This window comes from Carnobacterium pleistocenium FTR1 (assembly GCF_000744285.1).
Taxonomy (GTDB): domain Bacteria; phylum Bacillota; class Bacilli; order Lactobacillales; family Carnobacteriaceae; genus Carnobacterium_B; species Carnobacterium_B pleistocenium.
On sequence record NZ_JQLQ01000002.1, the window covers coordinates 1,659,590 to 1,680,241 of the forward strand.

General features: G+C 34.3%; 17 protein-coding genes, 2 pseudogenes, 1 riboswitch and 1 other annotated feature. Of the genes and pseudogenes, 5 read left to right on the forward strand and 14 right to left on the reverse strand.

What is annotated here, in order from left to right; genetic code table 11:
- Position 1: 1 nt before the first annotated feature.
- The 3 genes from BP17_RS08180 to BP17_RS08190 all read right to left on the reverse strand — a co-directional run bounded on the left by BP17_RS08180 (position 2) and on the right by BP17_RS08190 (position 3,478).
- Entirely contained in the window at positions 2–1,963 is a 1,962-nt protein-coding gene (locus tag BP17_RS08180; protein WP_035053324.1) for a V-type ATP synthase subunit I, read from the reverse strand.
- Positions 1,950–2,276 carry a hypothetical protein gene (locus tag BP17_RS08185; RefSeq protein WP_035053325.1) on the reverse strand — a complete coding sequence of 109 codons (327 nt, stop codon included), beginning with the start codon at positions 2,274–2,276 and terminating at the stop codon, positions 1,950–1,952. Before BP17_RS08185 ends, BP17_RS08180 begins: the two co-directional genes overlap by 14 nt.
- A 46-nt stretch (positions 2,277–2,322) precedes the next feature.
- Positions 2,323–2,371: a sequence feature (sodium ion sensor (DUF1646 type); this cis-regulatory element may regulate processes involved in with the transportation of sodium ions), on the reverse strand.
- Between the two features lie 237 nt (positions 2,372–2,608).
- Positions 2,609–3,478, reverse strand: coding sequence for a DegV family protein (locus BP17_RS08190; RefSeq protein WP_035053326.1), 870 nt, complete (start codon positions 3,476–3,478; stop codon positions 2,609–2,611).
- A gap of 157 nt (positions 3,479–3,635) precedes the next feature.
- Between BP17_RS08190 and BP17_RS08195 the strand changes: the two genes are divergently transcribed.
- The gene (locus tag BP17_RS08195) at positions 3,636–3,962 is read left to right on the forward strand and encodes a COMM domain-containing protein (RefSeq protein ID WP_035053327.1); all 327 of its coding nucleotides are present in this window, start codon (positions 3,636–3,638) and stop codon (positions 3,960–3,962) included.
- A gap of 163 nt (positions 3,963–4,125) precedes the next feature.
- Here BP17_RS08195 and BP17_RS08200 read toward each other — a convergent pair whose 3' ends face one another.
- From BP17_RS08200 to BP17_RS08235, 8 genes are all read right to left on the reverse strand, one after another.
- The gene (locus BP17_RS08200; RefSeq protein ID WP_035055339.1) at positions 4,126–4,794 is read right to left on the reverse strand and encodes an ABC transporter permease; all 669 of its coding nucleotides are present in this window, start codon (positions 4,792–4,794) and stop codon (positions 4,126–4,128) included.
- 2 nt (positions 4,795–4,796) lie between these two features.
- Positions 4,797–5,738 (reverse strand): osmoprotectant ABC transporter substrate-binding protein, encoded by a 942-nt coding sequence (locus BP17_RS08205; protein ID WP_035053329.1) that lies wholly within the window; start codon positions 5,736–5,738, stop codon positions 4,797–4,799.
- 13 nt (positions 5,739–5,751) lie between these two features.
- Positions 5,752–6,387: an ABC transporter permease gene (locus BP17_RS08210; protein WP_035053332.1), complete on the reverse strand. Its 636-nt coding sequence runs from the start codon at positions 6,385–6,387 to the stop codon at positions 5,752–5,754.
- A gap of 14 nt (positions 6,388–6,401) precedes the next feature.
- Positions 6,402–7,583, reverse strand: coding sequence for a betaine/proline/choline family ABC transporter ATP-binding protein (locus tag BP17_RS08215; RefSeq protein WP_035053335.1), 1,182 nt, complete (start codon positions 7,581–7,583; stop codon positions 6,402–6,404).
- A 204-nt stretch (positions 7,584–7,787) separates the two neighbouring features.
- Entirely contained in the window at positions 7,788–9,239 is a 1,452-nt protein-coding gene (gene cls, locus BP17_RS08220; protein WP_035053337.1) for a cardiolipin synthase, read from the reverse strand.
- Positions 9,240–9,400: 161 nt separating this feature from the next.
- Positions 9,401–9,964, reverse strand: a complete 564-nt coding sequence (gene thiT, locus BP17_RS08225; RefSeq protein ID WP_035053339.1) for an energy-coupled thiamine transporter ThiT — start codon at positions 9,962–9,964, stop codon at positions 9,401–9,403.
- Positions 9,965–10,042: 78 nt separating this feature from the next.
- A riboswitch (TPP riboswitch) is annotated at positions 10,043–10,146 on the reverse strand.
- 76 nt (positions 10,147–10,222) lie between these two features.
- Complete coding sequence (locus BP17_RS08230; RefSeq protein WP_035053341.1) at positions 10,223–10,708, reverse strand: GNAT family N-acetyltransferase; 486 nt, start codon at positions 10,706–10,708, stop codon at positions 10,223–10,225.
- A gap of 59 nt (positions 10,709–10,767) precedes the next feature.
- Positions 10,768–11,436, reverse strand: a complete 669-nt coding sequence (locus tag BP17_RS08235) for an HD domain-containing protein (protein ID WP_035053344.1) — start codon at positions 11,434–11,436, stop codon at positions 10,768–10,770.
- A 411-nt stretch (positions 11,437–11,847) separates the two neighbouring features.
- Here BP17_RS08235 and BP17_RS08240 point away from each other — a divergent pair, with 411 nt between their 5' ends.
- The 3 genes and pseudogenes from BP17_RS08240 to BP17_RS08255 form a co-directional block, all read left to right on the forward strand.
- Positions 11,848–13,083, forward strand: a complete 1,236-nt coding sequence (locus BP17_RS08240; protein WP_408605786.1) for a quaternary amine ABC transporter ATP-binding protein — start codon at positions 11,848–11,850, stop codon at positions 13,081–13,083.
- Positions 13,076–14,880 (forward strand): annotated as a pseudogene (locus BP17_RS13645) (ABC transporter permease/substrate binding protein). The gene BP17_RS08240 and the pseudogene BP17_RS13645 overlap by 8 nt, the downstream one beginning before the upstream one ends.
- A 260-nt stretch (positions 14,881–15,140) precedes the next feature.
- Positions 15,141–15,908 (forward strand): annotated as a pseudogene (locus BP17_RS08255) (glycine betaine ABC transporter substrate-binding protein); the annotation flags it as partial.
- Positions 15,909–16,017: 109 nt separating this feature from the next.
- Here BP17_RS08255 and BP17_RS08260 read toward each other — a convergent pair.
- From BP17_RS08260 to BP17_RS08270, 3 genes are read right to left on the reverse strand one after another with little or no spacing between them, the layout of a single operon-like run.
- Positions 16,018–17,697 (reverse strand): ribonuclease J, encoded by a 1,680-nt coding sequence (locus BP17_RS08260; RefSeq protein WP_035053355.1) that lies wholly within the window; start codon positions 17,695–17,697, stop codon positions 16,018–16,020.
- A 33-nt stretch (positions 17,698–17,730) separates the two neighbouring features.
- Positions 17,731–18,609: a 4-hydroxy-tetrahydrodipicolinate synthase gene (gene dapA / locus BP17_RS08265; protein WP_035053358.1), complete on the reverse strand. Its 879-nt coding sequence runs from the start codon at positions 18,607–18,609 to the stop codon at positions 17,731–17,733.
- Positions 18,610–18,642: 33 nt separating this feature from the next.
- A complete protein-coding gene (locus BP17_RS08270) occupies positions 18,643–19,692 on the reverse strand; it encodes an aspartate-semialdehyde dehydrogenase (protein ID WP_035053360.1) in 1,050 nt (349 codons plus the stop codon).
- A 205-nt stretch (positions 19,693–19,897) separates the two neighbouring features.
- On the opposite strand from BP17_RS08270, the gene BP17_RS08275 reads away from it, so the two are divergent.
- Positions 19,898–20,647: an alpha/beta hydrolase gene (locus tag BP17_RS08275; RefSeq protein WP_035053362.1), complete on the forward strand. Its 750-nt coding sequence runs from the start codon at positions 19,898–19,900 to the stop codon at positions 20,645–20,647.
- Positions 20,648–20,652: the final 5 nt, after the last annotated feature.

Genomic DNA, 20,652 nt, shown 5'->3' on the forward strand with positions numbered 1-20,652 from the left:
TTTATTTGTTGGTTCTATTTTTTAAATATATATGTTTTTCAAAAGTTTTAAAAGGACTTAACGCTCTTCCTCCTCCTTCGTAGAATTTACCGAAGAATTCAACATATTGAAGTCTTATTGTGTGAATATACGCACTTAAATATGTTAAGAAGATATTTAGTGAGTGTAAGACGATAAATAATAAGGCACCGATTGTGAATTTTAATGCCGTTGGAAAAATATCTACAATAGAATTAAATGCTACCGCAATACTCCCACCGGAAACTCCTAATGCCATTAAACGAGTATAACTTACTATATCTCCAATATAATTGGTTGCGCCATAAATATTGTAAAGACCTAAACCAAAACCAGCTGCTTTATTATCAGATGCCAACATAGTCATCAAGATAATTCCAATGACATTTGCAATAATCACAACATAAGAAATGGTTTGTACAAGATCATTATTCCAGAACGTCATATTGATTACTAAAAGACCAACTCCTAATAGAATAAGAGCCCATGCTGTTCCATCAATATAACTAGCTGCTCTTTGATGTTTACGCCATTTTATACCACCATTTAAAATCAACCCATAGACCAATTGGATAAATCCAAATACAACAGATAAGATTAAAATGGTGATTACATCATTCGTAATGGACAATAATTGGAATGGCAAATCATACCCAAAGAAACTCCCATAAATAAATCCCCAAGCTATGACTGAATAAGATAAATAATGAAAGAGTTGAACAAAGTTTTGCATACTCTTTTCAAGCTTGAATAATTTTGAAGCGACTAAAGTTGCTACCCAGAGTAATATTCCATACCCTAAATCAGCACTCATCATTCCGAAAAAGACAAAATAAAAAGGCATCATAAACGGAGTAGGGTCTACATCATCATATTTAGGCATACTGTACATTTCTGTAATGCTTTCAAAAGGTTTCACTAATTTATTATTCTTTAAGACGACTGGCACTTTAGCGTAGTCCTTAAATTTAATTTCATCCGCGATAACAACGTAATTTTCTTTCCCAACCTGTTCATCTAAAAGGCTATTCAATTCAGGAATTCGTTCCTCTTCTAACCAACCATTCAAAATAAATAAGTCATTACCATTTAGCAGCAAGGTTTTTCCAATTTCTCTTTCAACTAAATTATAATAATATTCCTCGCCTAGTTGCAACTCTCTTACTTTTTCTTTAAATGACCTTATTGTACCTTTAAGTTCATTTTCCTCTTTTTGTACATCTTTAATTTCTTTAAGCGCCGTCTTTAGTTCATCTTGTGGGTGCATCTTATATGGATAAACAAGTCTTGATAATTGAAATTGATCAAAAACTTCTTCCGTTAAAGATGCTAAATTTGACGGTACTAAAATTAAATAAGAAGCTTCATCTTTATAATGAAATATCTTTTTAAAATAGCTGTTTTCTACTGCTGCGACTGCTTCTTCAAAAGATTCAACATTACCAGAAGCTATGCTGCCAACAGTCCCATACATTAGCTGAAATGATTTCAAATCATTGGGATTGAAATTCATATTCTGCCATTTACGAAAAAACTCTTCTTTTTCATTAAGATTTTTTTTCATCTGATCTAACTCAACTAGTCGTTTTTCATTTTTTTCTAATTCAGTGATTGTTTGCTTCAAATCAGAATTAGCGACATACTGTTCAAGGTCTTCAAGAGTATACTCTTCACGACCTTTTTTTAATTTTTCAATCATACCTGGTTTAGCAATATGTTGTTTTAAAAAAAGCAATACTCCTTGAATTTCTTTTAACTTTTCCTCATAGATAACACGTTTTTGAGGTGCTGTATCTGTTGAATAATATTCAAGTAATTCAGGTTCTTCTAAAGTAGATAATTCAACTAATTCAAGTCTTTGCAATTCTTGTACTGCCTTTAATAAAGAATCTTTATTTCCTTGTTCAGCTAAAAGTGTCATTTGTTTCATTTTAGCTATTGCCATAGTGAGTGCTTACCTCCTTTACAATATGATCAACAACACTATTTTGTTTGTTTTCTACCGATTTAAGCATCGCTTCTGTTTCAATAGATAATTCTTGATCAACTGTTTGCTTTACTTCTGCTAACTGATCACGATAAATGGCTTGTTGACTAGCTTCGTAATCTTGTAATTCTTGTTGCATATTTTGATCATTTTCTTTGATTCTTTCTTTAATAGACTGATTGATTTCTTGAATTTTTTCTTCTCCATTAATCTCAATTTGTCGGGCTCTCTCTTCTGCTTCTTTTACATATTCAATTACTTCCAAACTCATCTTTACACCCCCTTAAAATACAAAAAAAGACATCGCTTAAGGAATCTTCTTCTCACCCCTTGAAGAAAATATCCTTGAAAGCTAATGCCCCAACCATTTTTTATTTAACTATCAATAATTTAACATAGGATTCACTCATTGTCAAGTTATAAACTCTTAATAGTCAACGTTTAGAGCATTATTTCAGCCATATAATTTTCTCATTAGCATTCATTATATATGAAGAAAATTTAACAATATACTTAGATTCCCAAAAGAAGTAAAACTACTTTCATTAGTATATCGACTGTTTATTTTACTTATTAAGGCTTTGTTGAGTTAAAGAACACTGCTTATTTTCTTGTTTTCCCAAATGAGAATAGTGCAACCGATCCAAATCCAGTATGTGTCGCAATTGTAGGGCCATAAGGGTGTATTTGTATATCTTTCACCTTTATTTTTGATTCGATTTCGTTTTTGATCCATTCAGCTTCTTCTGGGACACCAACATGACCAATAAAGATAGTTTGATCCTCAGGGTTCACCATACCCTCAATGGTTTTATTAATTAAGTAGTGTAATGATTTTTTTCTTCCTCTAACTTTAGCAAAAGGAACTAAACCACCTTTTTCATTTATAACGATAATAGGTTTAACATTTAGAACACTTCCAAGTGTTGCGGAGACAGACGAAATTCTTCCACTACGTTCAAGATGTTTAATATCATCAACTGTTACCCATGAATGAAGTTTCATTTTATTGTCTTCTATCCAGGTTACAACTTCTGCTAAAGATTGACCTTCTTTTTTTCTATTTACAGCTTCATACACTAAAAGTCCTTCTCCCAAGCAAGCAGCTTTACTATCAATAATCGTTATATTTACTTGTTCATACGTTTCTTTCAGCATTTCTACAGCTGCTACGGCATTATTGTACGAACCACTTAAAGCTGAAGATAAACCTAAAAATATCACAGGTTGTCCTTTAACAACATATTTTTTGAAGACTTCTATAAATGTTCCAATATTAACTTGAGAACTGGTAGCTTTCGCACCATTTTTTAAAGCCTCAAAAAAAGCATCTCTATCAAAGCTTTCTCCCATATCATCTAGAAGATCTTTTCCTTCAAGATTGATCATTAACTTTATAATTTCGATATCGTTATTTTTTATAAAAGCTAAAGGCAAATCACAACATGAATCTGCAATAATTTTATAATCCATTATTAAAACTCCTTTTTCATAAATCTATAGATTCTTACTTTTCATTATGCCATTTTTCCAGAAAAATAGAAACTTTTTAAAAAAAATTAAACAGCTTGCTTTGTTGAACGTTTGTTCGTATAATATAATTATCAAACAAACGTTCGGAGGAATTCAGATGAAAAAAAACACAGTAGAAGAGCAAGTTCATCCCTTTAACTTTTTGCAAAAAAAATTCTTTTTATCTAATGCAACCAATGAAATGGCTTTTTTTCCGCAAATGCCTAAAGAACAGATTACTTTTTTCTTGAATCAAGCTTTTACTAAAAAGAAGAAAATCACTTTACAATTGAATCAATTAAAAAATAGATCATATTTAACTGAAGCTACTGGTTACATTAGATACACTCCTTTTAAAAAATCACAAATTGTTTTAGAAAATCCTCTTACTCATGTGACTTATCTGATCCATCCCAGTGATATAAGGTATATCCGACTACCTTAAATCACTTTTTACTTAGTTCTCTAAGTAGTTCTTTACTTTATAGCTGATTTTAAAAAAAACTCTCCTTAGCTAAATTAGATCAAGCTTCATCTAATTTAATCACTAAGGAGAGTTTTTTTTTAATTGGCTCGCTAATTTTTAAACTTACTTAGTACATAACCAGTTAGGACAATCTTTTATTGTTTTTTGTTGGATCTAATTTTTTCTCGATCCATCCTAATGCCAAATCACTAATCACTGCCATCAATGCAGTTGGAATTGCACCTGCAAGAATAATAGCTCCTCCATCGGTTACATTTACTCCTCGAGTAATAATATCACCTAAACCACCGGCACCAATAAAGGTCCCAATTGCCGTTACACCAATACCGACTACCATAGCATTACGAATCCCAGCCATGATAACAGATAAAGCTAACGGAAGTTCAACCATGTAGGTTAACTGCCATCTTGTCATCCCCATTCCTTTACCTGAGTCTAAAATATTTTCATCTACGCTTTGAACTCCTGCATAGGTATTTTTAATGATTGGCAATAATGAATAGAGAAATACGGTTGTAATAACAGTATTTACACCTAAACCAAGGCCTAACATTAAAATAGACAACATTGCTAATGAAGGAATCGTTTGAATCACGTTAGCAGCCCCTATTACCCAGTCTGCTAATTTCCCATGACGAGAAATCCAGAACCCAAGAGGAACGCCAATAATTCCGGCAAAAAGCACACCGTAAATCGATATCAAGAAGTGGCGAAGAAATTGACTCCAAATATATAGACCATTTTCTGAGAAGTAATAAAATAATTGTTCCCATAAACTCATTTGTGCCATCATTATTGTTCGCCCCCTTCCATTACTTCAACTGCTTCAAAGTAATTATTTTCTTCTAAAAAATCATCTGCTACAACTTTAGGTTCAATTAAATTATTATCTGAAATATAGTTTAATTCTTGCATTTCTTCATCTGTTATAGAGTTTTGTAATTTCAATAAAACTTCATTTAATTCAGGATAAGCTTCTAATACTTCGAAGGTCGCAACCGGGCTTGCATCATATGGTGGAAATAACTGTCTATCATCTTCCAATACAACTAAGTCATAACTTCTAATACGACCATCAGTTGAATATCCTAATACCACATCCATCTCTCCGGCTTGCAAGGCATTATAGACTAGCCCAACTTGCATAGGATAAACACGATTAAAATCGAAACCATACGTGTTTAAAAAAGCATCATAACCGTCTCCTTCACGTTGAATCCAAGATGTATCTACTCCCGCATCTAATTCACTAGCTATATCTTCTAAATCGCTAATGGTAACTAAGTCATATTGATCCGCGAGTTCTTGTGTCACCATAAAGGCATACGTATTTGCAAAACCATATGACGGAAACCATTTTTGGTCAAATTCATCATCAAATCCAGCTACTACAAGTTCCAATGCTTTTTCAGGATCAGTAATTGGATCTTGTCCTAGCTCACCAGTTAAAGAAGTTCCTGTGTATTTTATTGAGGCTATATTGGCATCTCCACCAACTAAAGCTTGATGATTTAAAGAAGATGAGCCTAAATTATTTACGATTTGAGCATCTATGTCAATGTAATGCTCAACCATTCCTTCAACAATATAACCAATAATTTGCTGTTCTGTCGTTGAACCACCTGTAATCGTGATTCCTTCTTCATTAAATCCACTACCTAACCCTGGTAACGAGCAACTGCTTAATACTGTTGCTGTCAGAAAAAGGGCAGCAATTTTTTGAATTTTCTTCATAGTTGAAGCCCTCCTATTCATTTCCTTGCACAGTTCTAGGTGTTACTTTCTTTTCTAATTTTCCTAGTCCAAAGTCTGTTAACAGTGCAAGAATAGTTACAGGGATGGTCCCACCAATAATTAGACTGGGAATAAAAAGATTTAATCCATTAAAGATAAAATCACCTAATCCTCCAGCACCTATAAATGATGCTAAAGCAGCCCAAGATATAACATAAACACCTGATAACCGGACTCCTGCCATAATAACTGGCGCAGCTTGAGGTAACTCAACACGACGAATCATCTGTAGATTGGTCATTCCCATCCCTTTACCTGCGTCACGTAAATTAACATCTACTCCATTCATACCAATATAAGTATTTCTCAAAATAGGCAATAATGAATAGATAAATAATGCAGCGATTGCCGGTACTTTTCCAATTCCAAACAATGGAATCATTAAAGCTAGTAATGCTAAAGATGGGACGGTTTGTAGAATGGTAGCTAGACCAATAATAAATTTGGCGCTTTTTTCAAATCTCGTTAACATTACCCCCAAAGGGACAGCTACGATTACACCTAGCAATAACGCAAATGCTGAAATATAAAAATGTTCCCATGTCTTCAGGAGCAAGTCAGAGCCATTTGTTGCAAAAAATTCAGCCATTATTTTCCCCTCCTTTAATCATTAATTTCCTCAGGACTGGTCGTTTCAAGTGCACTAACTTTTTCGCCTTTTTCTTCTTCTTCGCCCCATATTGTATCGTAAACAATATCCACTAATGATGTACGAGTAACCAGACCAATTAATCGATTTTTATCATCAACAACTGGAATATTTTTAAATCCACGTTTCAATATTTTTTGAACAGTATCTCTCAAAAAGGTTCCTTCTCGGACAAAAGAAACTTCTTCTTTCATAATATCCCCTACACTTGTAGCGTGTTTGCGGTTACGATTGATTATTTCAATGTCTACATATCCCTTTAGGACACCCGAATCATCCGTAACAAATAACGAATCTACTCGTTTATCTCTCATCAAACGTATAGCTTCTGAAAGAGTTTTCCCAGGAGTTACTGAGACTGGATTCTTTATCATCACTTGGTCTACTGTTTGGATATTTGGCCTAGCCATGATCAATCGATCCTCGCCAATAAAATCTTCTACAAATTGATTAGCCGGTTCAGCCAATATATTATCGGGCGTGTCGAATTGTACTACGCGTCCGTTTTGCATAATAACAATACGATCAGCTAATTTTAGAGCTTCATCCATATCATGAGTCACAAAAATAAATGTTTTCCCCATCTCTTTTTGTAGCTCTTTTACTAATTCTTGTAAAGCATCTCTAGTAATTGGATCCAGTGCTCCGAATGGTTCATCCATCAAAATAATATCTTGATCAGCTGCTAAGGCACGAATAACACCAATTCTTTGCTGTTGTCCTCCTGAAAGTTCACCTGGATAGCGCGCTAGGAATTCTTTTGGCATATCTACTTTTGCAAGTAGTCGTTCAGCGGATTCTCGCTGCTCTTCCTCTGACCATTTTAATAGTTTAGGAACCATCACAATATTGTCATAGATTGTCATGTGAGGCATTAGGCCGATTTGTTGAATAACATAACCAATTTTCCTTCTTAATTGAACAGGATCTTTCTCCATAATATCTTCTCCATCAATTAAAATCTGACCTGACGTTGGCTCGATCATTCGATTTATCATTCTCATTGAAGTTGTTTTACCACTTCCACTTGTACCAATAAAAACAATAAACTCTCCATCATTAAATGTGAGGTTAATATTATCAACGGCTTTTTTTCCACCTTTATATACTTTGGAAATATTTTTAAATTCTATCAATCCATTCACCTCATTAGTATAATTTCTTTTTTTTACTATCAACAATTTTATTATCTCAAACATTTTCTATTCATTCAAACTTACTGATTTTTCTATGAAAAAGCAAGTTAAGATTAGTATTTAGATTTCCTGAGCTCATAATAAACTGCGACTTATACGTAACAATCAAATCATTTTATTTTCAATTACTTATTTCAGTTTGGTTTATAATATTGGAGAAAATAATCGTGAAAAAGTTTGTTTCAATTTCAACCATTTAGACTGATTATCTAGCATTTCTTGTGTTAATAGATAACTATTTTTCATATCTTCATAGAAAGAATTTTGTTGTTGTTGCGCAATTTCAAAATCATAAATAAATACGTTTACTTCAAAGTTCAGCTTGAAACTTCGAATATCAAAATTTGCTGTACCAATTGAACAAATATCTCCATCAACAACTACCGTTTTAGCATGCAAAAATCCATTATCATAAATATAAACTTCTGCTCCAACCGCTACCATTGCTGCAGCATAATACATTGTTGCTCGGTATATAAAAGGATGATCTGGCTTATTCGGTATCATAATTTTTACATCAATACCAGACATAACAGCAATTTGGATGGACTCTAACACTGAGTCATCTGGTACAAAATAAGGTGTTTGAATAAAAACAGATTCTTTAGCCATACTGATCATTTTGATGTACCCTTTTTTGATTTGTTCAAAATCTGAATCAGGACCACTTGATACAACTTGAACATTTGAGTGCCCTTTTTTATCGATCAAAGGGAAATAGTTTTCTTCATATTCCAACTTGTGCTTAGGAACAGCTGCATTCCAATCCATCAAGAAACGACTTTGAAGTGCTAGAACCGCATTACCTTGAATTTTCAGATGTGTGTCTCGCCAGTAGCCAAATTTTTTATATTCACCTAAATATTCATCTCCAACATTAAATCCACCAGTATAACCGATTTTCCCGTCGATAATAACAATTTTACGGTGATTACGATAGTTGAATCGTAAATTAATAATTGGAAGTTTCGATCCAAAAAAAGACTCAGCTTTTCCACCTAATTTTTTTAGTGTCTTAAAAAAGCTAGGTTTCAATGATCGAGAACCTAATGCATCATAAATGACCAAAACATCAACCCCTGCTGCTGCACGTTCTTCCAGTGCTTTAAGAACACGGTTACCTACTTTATCATCATGAATAATATAATAAATCATATGAATATGGTGTTCAGCTTTAGAAATGTCTTCAATCAATGAATCAAACTTTTTGGCACCGTCGGTAAATATTTCAACCTTATTTCCTTTGGTTAAAATGGATTCATCACTTTCTAAAAATAAACTAGCCATTTCTTTTGCATTTTCTGTAGCTTGTTTAGCAGATAGCAAATCTTCATCCTCTGCAAGAATATCTTTTTGAGCTTGAACAAGCTCTGGCATTCCAATATTCTCTTGGGATTTGATATCAAATATTTTATCACGAGTCAATTTTTTACCAATAAATAAATAAAAGATAAAGCCAATTCCTGGCAAAAGAATCAATACGAGCAACCATGCCCAAGTAGCAGCAATATCACGTTTTTCACGAAATACCGTGATAATAGCCAAAATAGTATTTAAAATAAAAATGCCTAAAAGTATGTATATAATTATGTTCATCGAATTATTCCTTTCCAACTTTTCTATTGACTAATCTTACTACGTCCTCTTTTTTTTAGCTACTAGAAATTGGCTGTTTCTTAGAAATACTTCATAAAAAAAAGAGATTAGAATCAGTGTCTAATCCCTTTTTCTATGCAATTATTTAGATAAATTTATGGCTATCTTTTTATCAGAAATAGCGTTGAAGTAGTCTTAGCCATGATACCTAAAACGATACTTGTGGCTATTCCTGTTGCTAATGCACTTCCGCCATTCGCAATGAAAGAGTACCATAATGGATTCATGCCTTCTGGAGCATAGCTTCCCCAAAAATAATAGCCTGCGATAAAATGCCAGAAGAAACGAGCAATTGTGCCAATCGTTGTTCCTATTATAATGTATTGATACTGTCTAACTTTATTATTCTCTTTAAAAGCAAGATATAAAGGTTTCCTAACAATACCTGCAAATCCAACAAATGAAAAGGCAACGAAATATTCTATAAAACCCTGTACTGGATGCAAGATACTAGCGGTCCCAATTAAAAAATGCAATATTCCCCATAGAAAACCCGCTCCTGAAGCTGCTATAAAGCCATATCTAAAAGCAAATAATGTTAGAGGGATCATCCCTAAAGAAATAGTAAAACCCGTTCCAATATTAGTTGGAATCAAAGACAATACAATTGCTAAAGCAGCAAACACCGTTCCTTCTATCCAAACACGTAATCGATCACTTCTCAAAAAAAACTCCTCCTTTAATATGTTGAACAGTGCCAAACATCAAAGGAGGAGCTCGAATTATTATTTTAAAAAACAATATTCCGTCCCCGTCACAATCCCTACGCTCGTATTAACGAACAGGTTCCAAGGGTTAGAATCACTTGATTCAATCTCAGCTTTTTACGGCACCCCTTTGTGATGGTTGTTCATTCAATTTTCTTTACATTTATTATAGTACGTTTATTGTTTGAAATTGTCAATCTTCATTCTGTTTTTATATTAGTTCGTTATATGTTTAGCATAGACAAACTTATATTCATCTGATTCTTTAACTTTATTTCCGGTATTTTTAAACCCTGATTTTAAATACATCATTTGTCCACTGATGTTTTCATAATCAATTAATAAAATGATCTCATTAATAGAAGAGAAATTTCTTTTTATGAATTCAGGCAACTTTTCCATTGACGCTTTTCCATATCCCTTTTTTTGATAGCGCTTGTCAACTGAATGGTTTTTTAACAAGATTGCATGGGGATTTGAAGTATACTTTAGAATAGATTTTCCTGTTTGAAGGATAAAAAAACCCACCATCTTCTTTTTATCTAAAATTAGAATTGGGTATTTTTCATATTCATGCAAGCTTTCTGTCATCGCATCCATTGGCATCACCGTATATGCGTTTTCCTCTATTACATAATTTTCTATCATCTGAATATCGCCTACAGTTGCTTCTAGTAATATAAGTCCTTCTACTCCATCCATAAGCTAACCTCTCCCCCCTATCTCATTGCTTTAAATTAAAGTAGTCATTTAATAGAAATTCACCTTTCCCCATCCCACTCAGCGAAAAATTCCTCCAGATAATCCTCCATATAACTATGTCTTTTTTCTGCTAATGCTTTACCAACAGTTGTATTCATGCCATTTTTTAGTTTTAATAATTTTTCATAAAAGTGCATAATAGCAGTATCTTCACCAGAACGATATTCTTCTAATGTAAGATGATCGCCACGTGCTTTTTTTGCCGGATCATGAATCAAGCGGTTTTTTGATCCTGAATAAGTCATTGTTCGTGCTATTCCAATTGCGCCAATTGCATCTAAGCGATCTGCATCTTGAACAATTTTACCCTCTATAGAAGACAATACTACTTTATTTGTTCCGCCCTTATAAGACATATGAAGGATAATTCCCATTATTTGCTGAAGCTCTTTATTCGTCAATGAATACTGTGACAACCAGTTTCTAACTTTATATTCTCCATCGGCTTCTGATTTATTCAACTTTCCATCTGCTACATCATGCAAGAGAGCTGCTATTTCACAAACAAAAAGGTTTACATCTTCTTGTTCATTTTCAGCTATCTTTCTAGCTAAATTTCTGACTCGCTGGATATGCCACCAGTCATGACCACTAGCATCATCTTTTAACAATTGATATACATACTCTTCTGTGTTTTTTATTATTGATTTTTGCGCTTTTGTTAACACTGAATATCCACCTCTCTTACAACCCTTATGAACTACCTAAATTAAGTCTATCAATCCCTTAAAAAAACTACAAGTTTTATCTCTGTTCTTTATACTACATCTTTTATAGAATCCTCCAAAAAAAAGGAATGAAAGCGTGTTTTAAAAAGTTTCTCCTTTTTCTTCTCTTTACTCTAAAGATTGTTATGAAAGGAAATAAGAGATAATAAGACGTGTTTTTTAATGAGCCGTCATTTTTTATTCTTTCACATCCATGTTATACTTGTAATTGTGTTTCATTCAACAATATTCTTTTTGTGAAAAGTGGTTGTTAATTTTTCATGAAAAGAATTTTAAAAAAAATCACTTTTCACGGTGGTTTGCTTGTCAATTTATGAATCTTTTCTCTCTCAATCATTTTGATTTATATAGATGAGATTCATAAATAAAAAAAGGAAGGGGTTGTTATTTTTGTCAAAAATAACTATTGAAAATGTAACAAAAGTATTTGGTAAAAAAACACCGCAAGCCTTAGAACTGTTAAAACAACAGAAATCTAAGCAAGAAATATTTAAAGAAACTGGGGTTACCGTTGGAGTCAACAATGTTAGCTTTACAGTTGAAGAAGGCGAAATTTTCGTCATCATGGGATTGTCCGGTAGTGGAAAGTCAACTCTTGTTCGGATGTTTAACCGTCTGATTGATCCTACTGAAGGTAATATTTATGTAGATGATGAAAACTTATCTACTATGGATAAGAAAGCATTACGTCAAGTACGAAGAGAAAAAATGAGCATGGTCTTCCAAAATTTTGGTCTTTTCCCTCATCGCAGTATTTTAGAAAATACTGAATACGGATTAGAGATTCAAGGTGTAGACAAATCTGAAAGACAACAAAAAGCTCAAAAAGCTTTAGATAATGCAGGGCTAGGAGATTATAAAGATCAATTGCCTAAACAATTATCTGGTGGGATGCAACAAAGGGTTGGACTAGCACGTGCTTTAGCTAATGATCCTGAAATCTTATTAATGGATGAAGCTTTTTCAGCATTAGATCCGTTGATTCGTCGTGAAATGCAAGATGAACTAATCGAACTTCAATCCAATGTTAAAAAGACGATCATTTTTATTACTCATGATTTAAATGAAGCTTTGAGAATAGGCGATAAAATTGCTTTAATGAAAGATGGATCAATTGTACAAATTGGATCACCTGAAGAAATTTTAACTCACCCTGCAAATGATTACGTTGAAAAATTCATTGAAGACGTAGATCGTTCTAAAGTGCTGACAGCCGAAAACATTATGCAACGTCCTGAAACTTTAAACATTAAAAATCATGGACCACGTTTTGCATTAGAACAAATGCGTAAACAAGGAATATCTAGTATGCTTGTTGTGGATAGCAAACGGACTCTCTTAGGCTATATTACTGCTGAAGATGCTTCAGATGCCCGCAAAAAAAATATTGAAACAATTGAAAATATTGTTAAAGTCGATATCCCTACTGTTAATAGAACAACATCAATGAATGATATCTTTACTGTTATTCATGATTCAACTACTCCAGTAGCCGTTGTCGATGAAGGAAAATTAGTTGGTATTATTGTTAGAGGCGCTGTTATAGCCGCTCTTGCAGGAGAAAGTGAGGTGCTTGAAAATGTCTAGTTTATTAGATATTATCCCAGAAATACCCGTAGCAGATGGAGTCGAGAACCTTACAGTTTGGTTAACAGATACTTTTGCCTTTTTGTTTGATCCAATTCAAAAATATTCTGAAATTGCTATGGAATTTACGACAGAAACATTACTATTAATTCCTCCCGTTTTATTTATTTTGATTATTGCTGCAATTGCTTTTTTCGCTTCAAAGAAAACATTTGGTTTAGCAACATTTTCAGTAATCGGTCTTTGGTTCATTTATAATCAAGATCTTTGGTCAGATTTAATGAACACCTTGACTTTAGTCTTGGTCGCTAGTTTATTGTCTATTATTATTGGGGTTCCATTTGGGATTTTGATGGCTAAAAGCAAAATTGCGAATGCAATTATTGCTCCTATTCTTGATTTCATGCAAACAATGCCTGCATTTGTCTACTTGATTCCGGCAGTTGCTTTCTTTGGTATTGGTATGGTCCCAGGAGTATTCGCTTCTTTAATCTTTGCTATCCCACCCACTGTTCGATTTACTAACCTTGGAATCAGACAAGTTTCATTTGAACTAGTTGAAGCTGCTGACTCGTTTGGTAGTACTGGTGCTCAAAAATTATTTAAAGTCGAACTACCTTTAGCTAAATCAACTATTATGGCTGGTATCAACCAAACAGTTATGTTGGCTTTATCTATGGTAGTTATTGCTTCAATGATCGGTGCACCTGGTCTTGGTAGAGAAGTTCTTTCTTCCTTACAACGTGCTCAAGTCGGTACAGGATTTGTATCTGGTTTAGGTTTAGTTGTTTTGGCAATCATCATTGACCGTTTGACACAAAAATTAAACAAAAAATAACTAATATTTTTTAGTAATCTTTACTCGAAAATTTGATTTAATTATAAAGGAGAGATTTATCAGATATGAAAAAATTAAACTGGAAATATTTAAGTCTTACAGCAGGGTTAGGATTATCATTAGTTGCGGCAGGTTGCGCAGCAGAAGAAACAAACGAAAATGAAGCTACAAATGTTGGTAACGGACAAGAAATTGAATTAGCTTTCGTCGAATGGGATACTGAAGTCGCTTCTACTAACGTTATCGGTAAAGTTTTAGAAAACTTAGGCTATGAAGTAACTCTGACCCCTTTAGATAATGCTGTCATGTGGCAAGCCGTAGCTAGTGGCAATGCTGATGCTATGGTAGCTGCATGGTTACCTGAAACTCATGCTCCTCAGCTTGAAGAATACGGTGACCAAATGGTTAATCTTGGAGTGAATTTGGAAGGTGCAGTACTTGGTTTAGTTGTCCCTGAATATATGGATGCTGATTCTATTGCTGACCTGAGTGATGAAGCTGAAAAAGCCATCACAGGTATTGAACCTGGTTCTGGTATCGTCACCGCAACTCAAACAGCTTTAGAAGTATACCCAAACTTGAGTGATTGGGAAATTAAAACTTCTTCATCTGGTGCAATGGCAATTGAGTTAGGTCAAGCAATTTCAAATGAAGAAGAAATTGTTATTACTGGTTGGTCGCCACACTGGATGTTCGCCACTTATGACTTGAAATATCTTGAAGATCCTGAAGGAGCATTTGGTGGAGCAGAAACAATCAACACTATGGCTCGTGAAGGTTTAGAAGAAGATATGCCTGAAGCTTATCAAGTATTAGATCAATTTAACTGGAGCTCTGAAGAAGTTGAAAGCCTTATGTTAGTTATTTCAGAAGGTGAAGATCCTGAAGATGCTGCAGAAGCTTGGATTGAAGAGAATCCAGACCGTGTTGCTGAATGGACTGAAGGCGTAGTAGAATAATCTTCTTCGTCCAGACCACTGCTTAATTTATCAAAGGTTGGTATTACTCAAATCAGTAAAAACTTCATTTCCGTCTTAATCACTACTATCTATTGCTCAAAAAATTTGATTTAATTATAAAGGAGAGATTTATCAGTATGAAAAAATTAAACTGGAAATATTTAGGTCTTTCAGCGGGTCTAGGATTATCATTAGTCGCTGCAGGTTGTTCAACAGAACCATCAGAAGATGTATCAGAAACTGTTGGTCAAGGACAAGAAATTGAATTATCATATGTAGAATGGGATACTGAAGTTGCTTCTACTAACGTTGTTGGTAAAGTTTTAGAAAACTTAGGTTATGATGTAACATTAACACCATTAGATAATGCTGTAATGTGGCAAGCCGTAGCTAGTGGCGATGCTGATGCAATGGTAGCTGCTTGGCTACCCGCAACTCATGGTTCTCAATTTGAAGAATATGGTGACCAAATGGTTAATCTAGGAGCTAACTTAGAAGGCGCAGTAGTTGGTTTAGTTGTTCCTGAATACATGGATGTTGACTCTATCGCTGATCTTAGTGATGAAGCTGGAAAAACTATCACAGGTATTGAACCTGGTGCTGGTGTTGTTGCAGCAGCTGAAACGGCTGTAGAAACTTACCCTAACTTGAGTGATTGGGAACTTAAAACTTCTTCATCTGGTGCAATGACTGTTGAATTAGGTCAAGCTATTTCAAATGAAGAAGAAATTGTCATCACTGGTTGGTCTCCACACTGGATGTTCGCCACTTATGACTTGAAATATCTTGAAGATCCTGAAGGAGCATTTGGTGAAGAAGAAACAATCAACACTATGGCTCGTGAAGGCTTAGAAGAAGATATGCCTGAAGCTTATCAAGTATTAGATCAATTTAACTGGACAACTGAAGAAATGGAAAGCCTAATGCTAGCTATTTCTGAAGGTGAAGACCCTGAAGATGCAGCAGAAACTTGGATTGAAGAAAATCCAGACCGTGTTGCCGAATGGACTGAAGGCGTAACTGAATAATCTTTTTATTAAGAAAATTAAAGAGCATTCACATTTTGTGAGTGCTCTTTCTTATTGCAAAAAAAGCTCTGATTGCCTTTAAAAAGGCAATCAGAGCTTTTTTATCTATTTAATTTCTACGGTTACGTGAACTTGTTTCCATAATAATTGGCAAAATAACTGGCCGTCTACGTGTTTGTTCAAAAAGATGTTTATTTAAAGCATCTCTAATTTCTTGTTTTAGACGACTCCATTCAAATTCTTTTCGGTTTAGGTTTTCTTCGACTACTTTTCTAATAATTTCATTGCTTTGATTGACTAAATCAGTATTGTCTTTAACATAGACAAAACCTCTCGTCATAACTTCAGGTCCTGAGATAATTTTGCTCTTTCTACGATTAATCGTAACTACCGCTACAAATATACCGTCTTCAGATAGCAATTTACGGTCACGTAAAACAATATTTCCAATATCGCCTATTCCAATACCATCGACCATCGTATTGCCTACAGTCACTTGACCAGCTACATGCATGCGACCATTTTTATATTCCATGATATCGCCTTTGCCTGGTATGAATATATTTTTATAAGACATTCCTACCTCATGTGCAAGTTTCGCGTGAGCGGTTAGCATGCGGTATTGTCCTTGAACCGGAATGAAATAAGTTGGTTTGATCAAATTGATCATTAATTTTAAATCATTAGGAGTAGCATGACCAGATGCTTTCAAATTATCAGAAATATGTTTTACCGTTCCACCTGCTCGATAGATCATATTTTCTGTTTGAGCAACGGTTACTTCCATTGCTGTTGAAGGACTTGTTATGATATAAACTAAATCGCCTTCTTTTATGTTTACTTGAGTGTGCTTCCCTTTCGCCATACGCGATAAAGTTTTAATCGGTTCGCCTGTAGCACCAGTTTCTAGCACAACTATGTTTGAATCATCGTATTTTTCAATTTCCTCTATAGGAACAATTAAATCTTCACTTGGCAATTGAAGCTTATTCAACTGTAAGGCAATTTGAACGATTTCTTCAAGATTGCTCCCAGTAATAAAAATTTTCTTATGAGATTTGTGAGCAGCATCTAAAACTTGTTGAATACGTAAAATATTGCTTGCCACACTCGCAACGATAATACGACCACTAGCATTTTGGAATGTATCTAACACTTCTTCAGCTGCTTTTAAATCACTTATATTCTCAACTGGACTTTCAGCTTCACTTGAATCACTTAATAATGCCAAGACATGTCCTTTACCAATATCAGCTATTCGTGTTAAGTTACTTTGATACATTGGTTTAGCACTATGATCAAATTTAAAATCACCAGTGTAAACAATGCTTCCTTCAGTTGTTTTAAGAGCTATTCCAACAGAATCAGGAATGGTATGAGTTGTCCTAAAGAAGCTAGCAATCACATCTCCAAATTCTATTTCGGTATTTTCATCAATAATGTGGTAATCATCAAATGTACTTACTTGACTACCTTTTTCAACAGAAAGTTTTGCAAATGCAATCGTTAATTCAGTTCCAAATACTGGAACATCAAATTTTTGAAGAAAGTAAGGTAACGCTCCAATTGCATCCTCATGTCCATGTGTTAAAAATACACCAGTAACGCGGTTTATGTTTTCTTCTAAATAACTAAAATCAGGAATGACTACATCGATTCCTAGTAATTCTGTTTCGGGATACATCAATCCACAATCTAAAACAAATATGTCTTCATCTACTTCAACAGCGTACATATTTTTTCCGTTTTCGCGGACGCCACCTAGTGGAATAATTTTTATTGTACTCATTTCTTCACCTCTCTTGCTTTCAATTTATTATTTTTATTTTATCCAATTCAATTCTTTCAGTATATACTCTTCTTCTTCTTCTGTACAAGCTACTAGCGGCAATCTTAGCCCACCTACATCGATTCCCAATTGGTTTAACGCAAACTTCACAGGTGCCGGAGACGGCACAGTGAACAAACTATCCATTTTGGGTACCAGTTCACGGTGTATCTGTGCTGCTTCAGCCAGAGAACCGTCTTCTAAAAGATCATACATTTTAGAAATATCATTCCCTAAAACATGACTAGCTACAGAAATCACACCTGTTGCTCCGATACATTTTGCAGGAAAAGCATTACCGTCTTCACCAGTATATACTAAGAAATCGTCAGAAGTTTCCTTTATTTCCTCACTTACAGCATCTAGACCTAGGCATTCTTTTACTCCTATTATGTTTTTAATAGCAGAAAGCTTAATCGTCGTCTTAGGATCAATAGAGACGCTCGTACGACCAGGAACGTTATAGATGATGATTGGCAAGGTCGTGCTAGTCGCTACTGCTTCAAAATGAGCATATAGACCAGCTTGGTTTGGTTTGCTGTAGTAGGGAACTACTACTAATGCTGCATCAATACCTGAAATGGCTTCAACTTCTTTTGTAAAAGCAATCGTTTCAGCCGTGTTGAATGATCCTGTACCAGCAATGATTGGGACACGTCCTGCTGTTAGCTCAACTGTTTTACGATACAAGTCTACTTTTTCTGCGTGAGCCAATGTAGGCGATTCTCCGGTTGTTCCTCCAACTACTAGTCCTTCAGTTCCATTTTCAAGCAAGAAATTAATCAATTTTTCTAATTTCACATAGTCAACTGATCCCTGTTCATTAAATGGTGTCGTCATAGCTGTTATAATACGAGCTTTTTTTAAATCCATTAAAATCACCTTTCAATCTTAAATTTAACTTTTTTAGTTTTTTCCTTTAATCAATCCTAGTTTGTGTAAACTTTCAGCGATTTGAACAGAGTTCCATGCTGCACCTTTTAGTAGATTATCAGAAACAATCCACATATGGTAGCCCTTATCATCATCTCTATCTTTACGTATTCTTCCAACAAAAGTTTCTTTCTTGCCTTCTGCTTCCAAGGCTGTTGGATAAATTTGGTTAGAAGGATCATCTTGAAGTTCTACACCTGGAGCATTTTTCAAAATTTCTTGAATAGCGGCTACACTAGATCCATCTTCTTTCACTTCAATATACACAGATTCTGAATGCCCTGAAACTACTGGAATACGAACACATGTTGCAGAAATTTTTATTTTGTCATCACCCATAATTTTTTTCGTCTCATTGATCATTTTTAATTCTTCAAATGTATACCCATCTTCAGTAAATAAATCAATTTGAGGTAAGGCATTAAAAGCAATTGGAAAATGTTTTTTGTCCCCACCAGATGGTAAAATAGCTGCTTCATATGGTTCATTGTTTAACATATGTTGTGCTTGTTCTTTCATTTCATTAACCGCAGAGATACCTGCCCCACTTACGGCTTGATAAGTTGAGACGATGATACGGTCTAATCCAAATTGCTTACGAATCGGTTGTAACGCTACCATCATTTGGATGGTTGAACAGTTCGGATTAGCGATGATCCCATTGTGAGAACGGATTGCTTCTTCATTTACTTCCGGAACCACTAAAGGAACTTCTGGATCCATTCTATACGCGCTCGTATTATCAATGACAACTGCACCATGTTTTACAGCTTCAGGAGCAAATTGTTTTGAAATTGGTCCGCCAGCACTAAACAATGCAATATCAACGTTTTCAAAAGATTCAGCTGTTGTTTCTTGAATTTCTGCTTCTTCACCTTTAAAAAGTATTTTTTTTCCAGCAGATCGTTTAGAAGCTAAAAATTTCACACTTTTTATTGGAAAGTCTGCTTGTTCTAACATTTCAATCATTTTTGTTCCTACCGCTCCAGTTGCTCCCACAACTGCAATAGTATATCCAGTCATTTTTATCTCTCCTACTATGATTTTCATTTTTTATATTATCTATTAACTACATGTACTCCCAATATACATTTTAGCACAATTTCAAAGTAATTTATACAAATGTAGGTTATTCACCCTCATTTGTTTTATTTATCTAACGAATGAAAAGAAATTATGCTACACTTTTTTATGTGTTCTTATCTAAATGAATTTGAAAGGAGAATTTATGAAACAAAAATATAAATTTTTAATTGCTGGTTTGATTTTGTTACTAATGATTTTTTTAGGCGGTTTATTCTTTGTCCATTCCAAGACCTATCAACCTTTAAATGAAGCATTAAACGAGGCTCACTCTACCAGTCAATATACAGTTGAAGAAACGTCAAAGTCGATTATTTTTCTTCCATTAAAAAATCAACAAAAGATTTCTGTTCTATTTTATCAAGGTGGGCTCGTAGAAGAAAAAAGCTATAGTTCGATTGCGGCTAAGCTCGCTAAAGAAGGCTATCCTGTTTACCTTGTTAAACATACTTTAAATCTTGCCGTTACCGATAAAAATAAAGCGACTACTATCATCGCTGACGAAAAAATTGAAAATTATGTTATTGGTGGTCATTCCTTAGGTGGTGTCATGGCTAGCCAGTTTGCAAGTGAATCAAGTACTAAACAATTAAAAGGTGTCTTTCTATTGGCCAGCTACACTGATGAAAAAAACAAGCTAAATAATCTGCCTATATCTGTTATCTCAATTATTGGTTCTAATGATGGACTGATTAATAAAGAGGCTTACCAAAATGGAAAAGATTATCTACCTGACTCTACTTTATTTCATACTATTGAAGGTGGCAACCATGCTGGATTTGGCGATTACGGAAACCAAGAAGGCGATAAACCTGCCAGCATCTTCCCTGAAGAACAACAAGAAGAAACTGTTCAACTACTGGTGGAATGGTTAGGTTCAATAGAGGCAAACTAATTTCA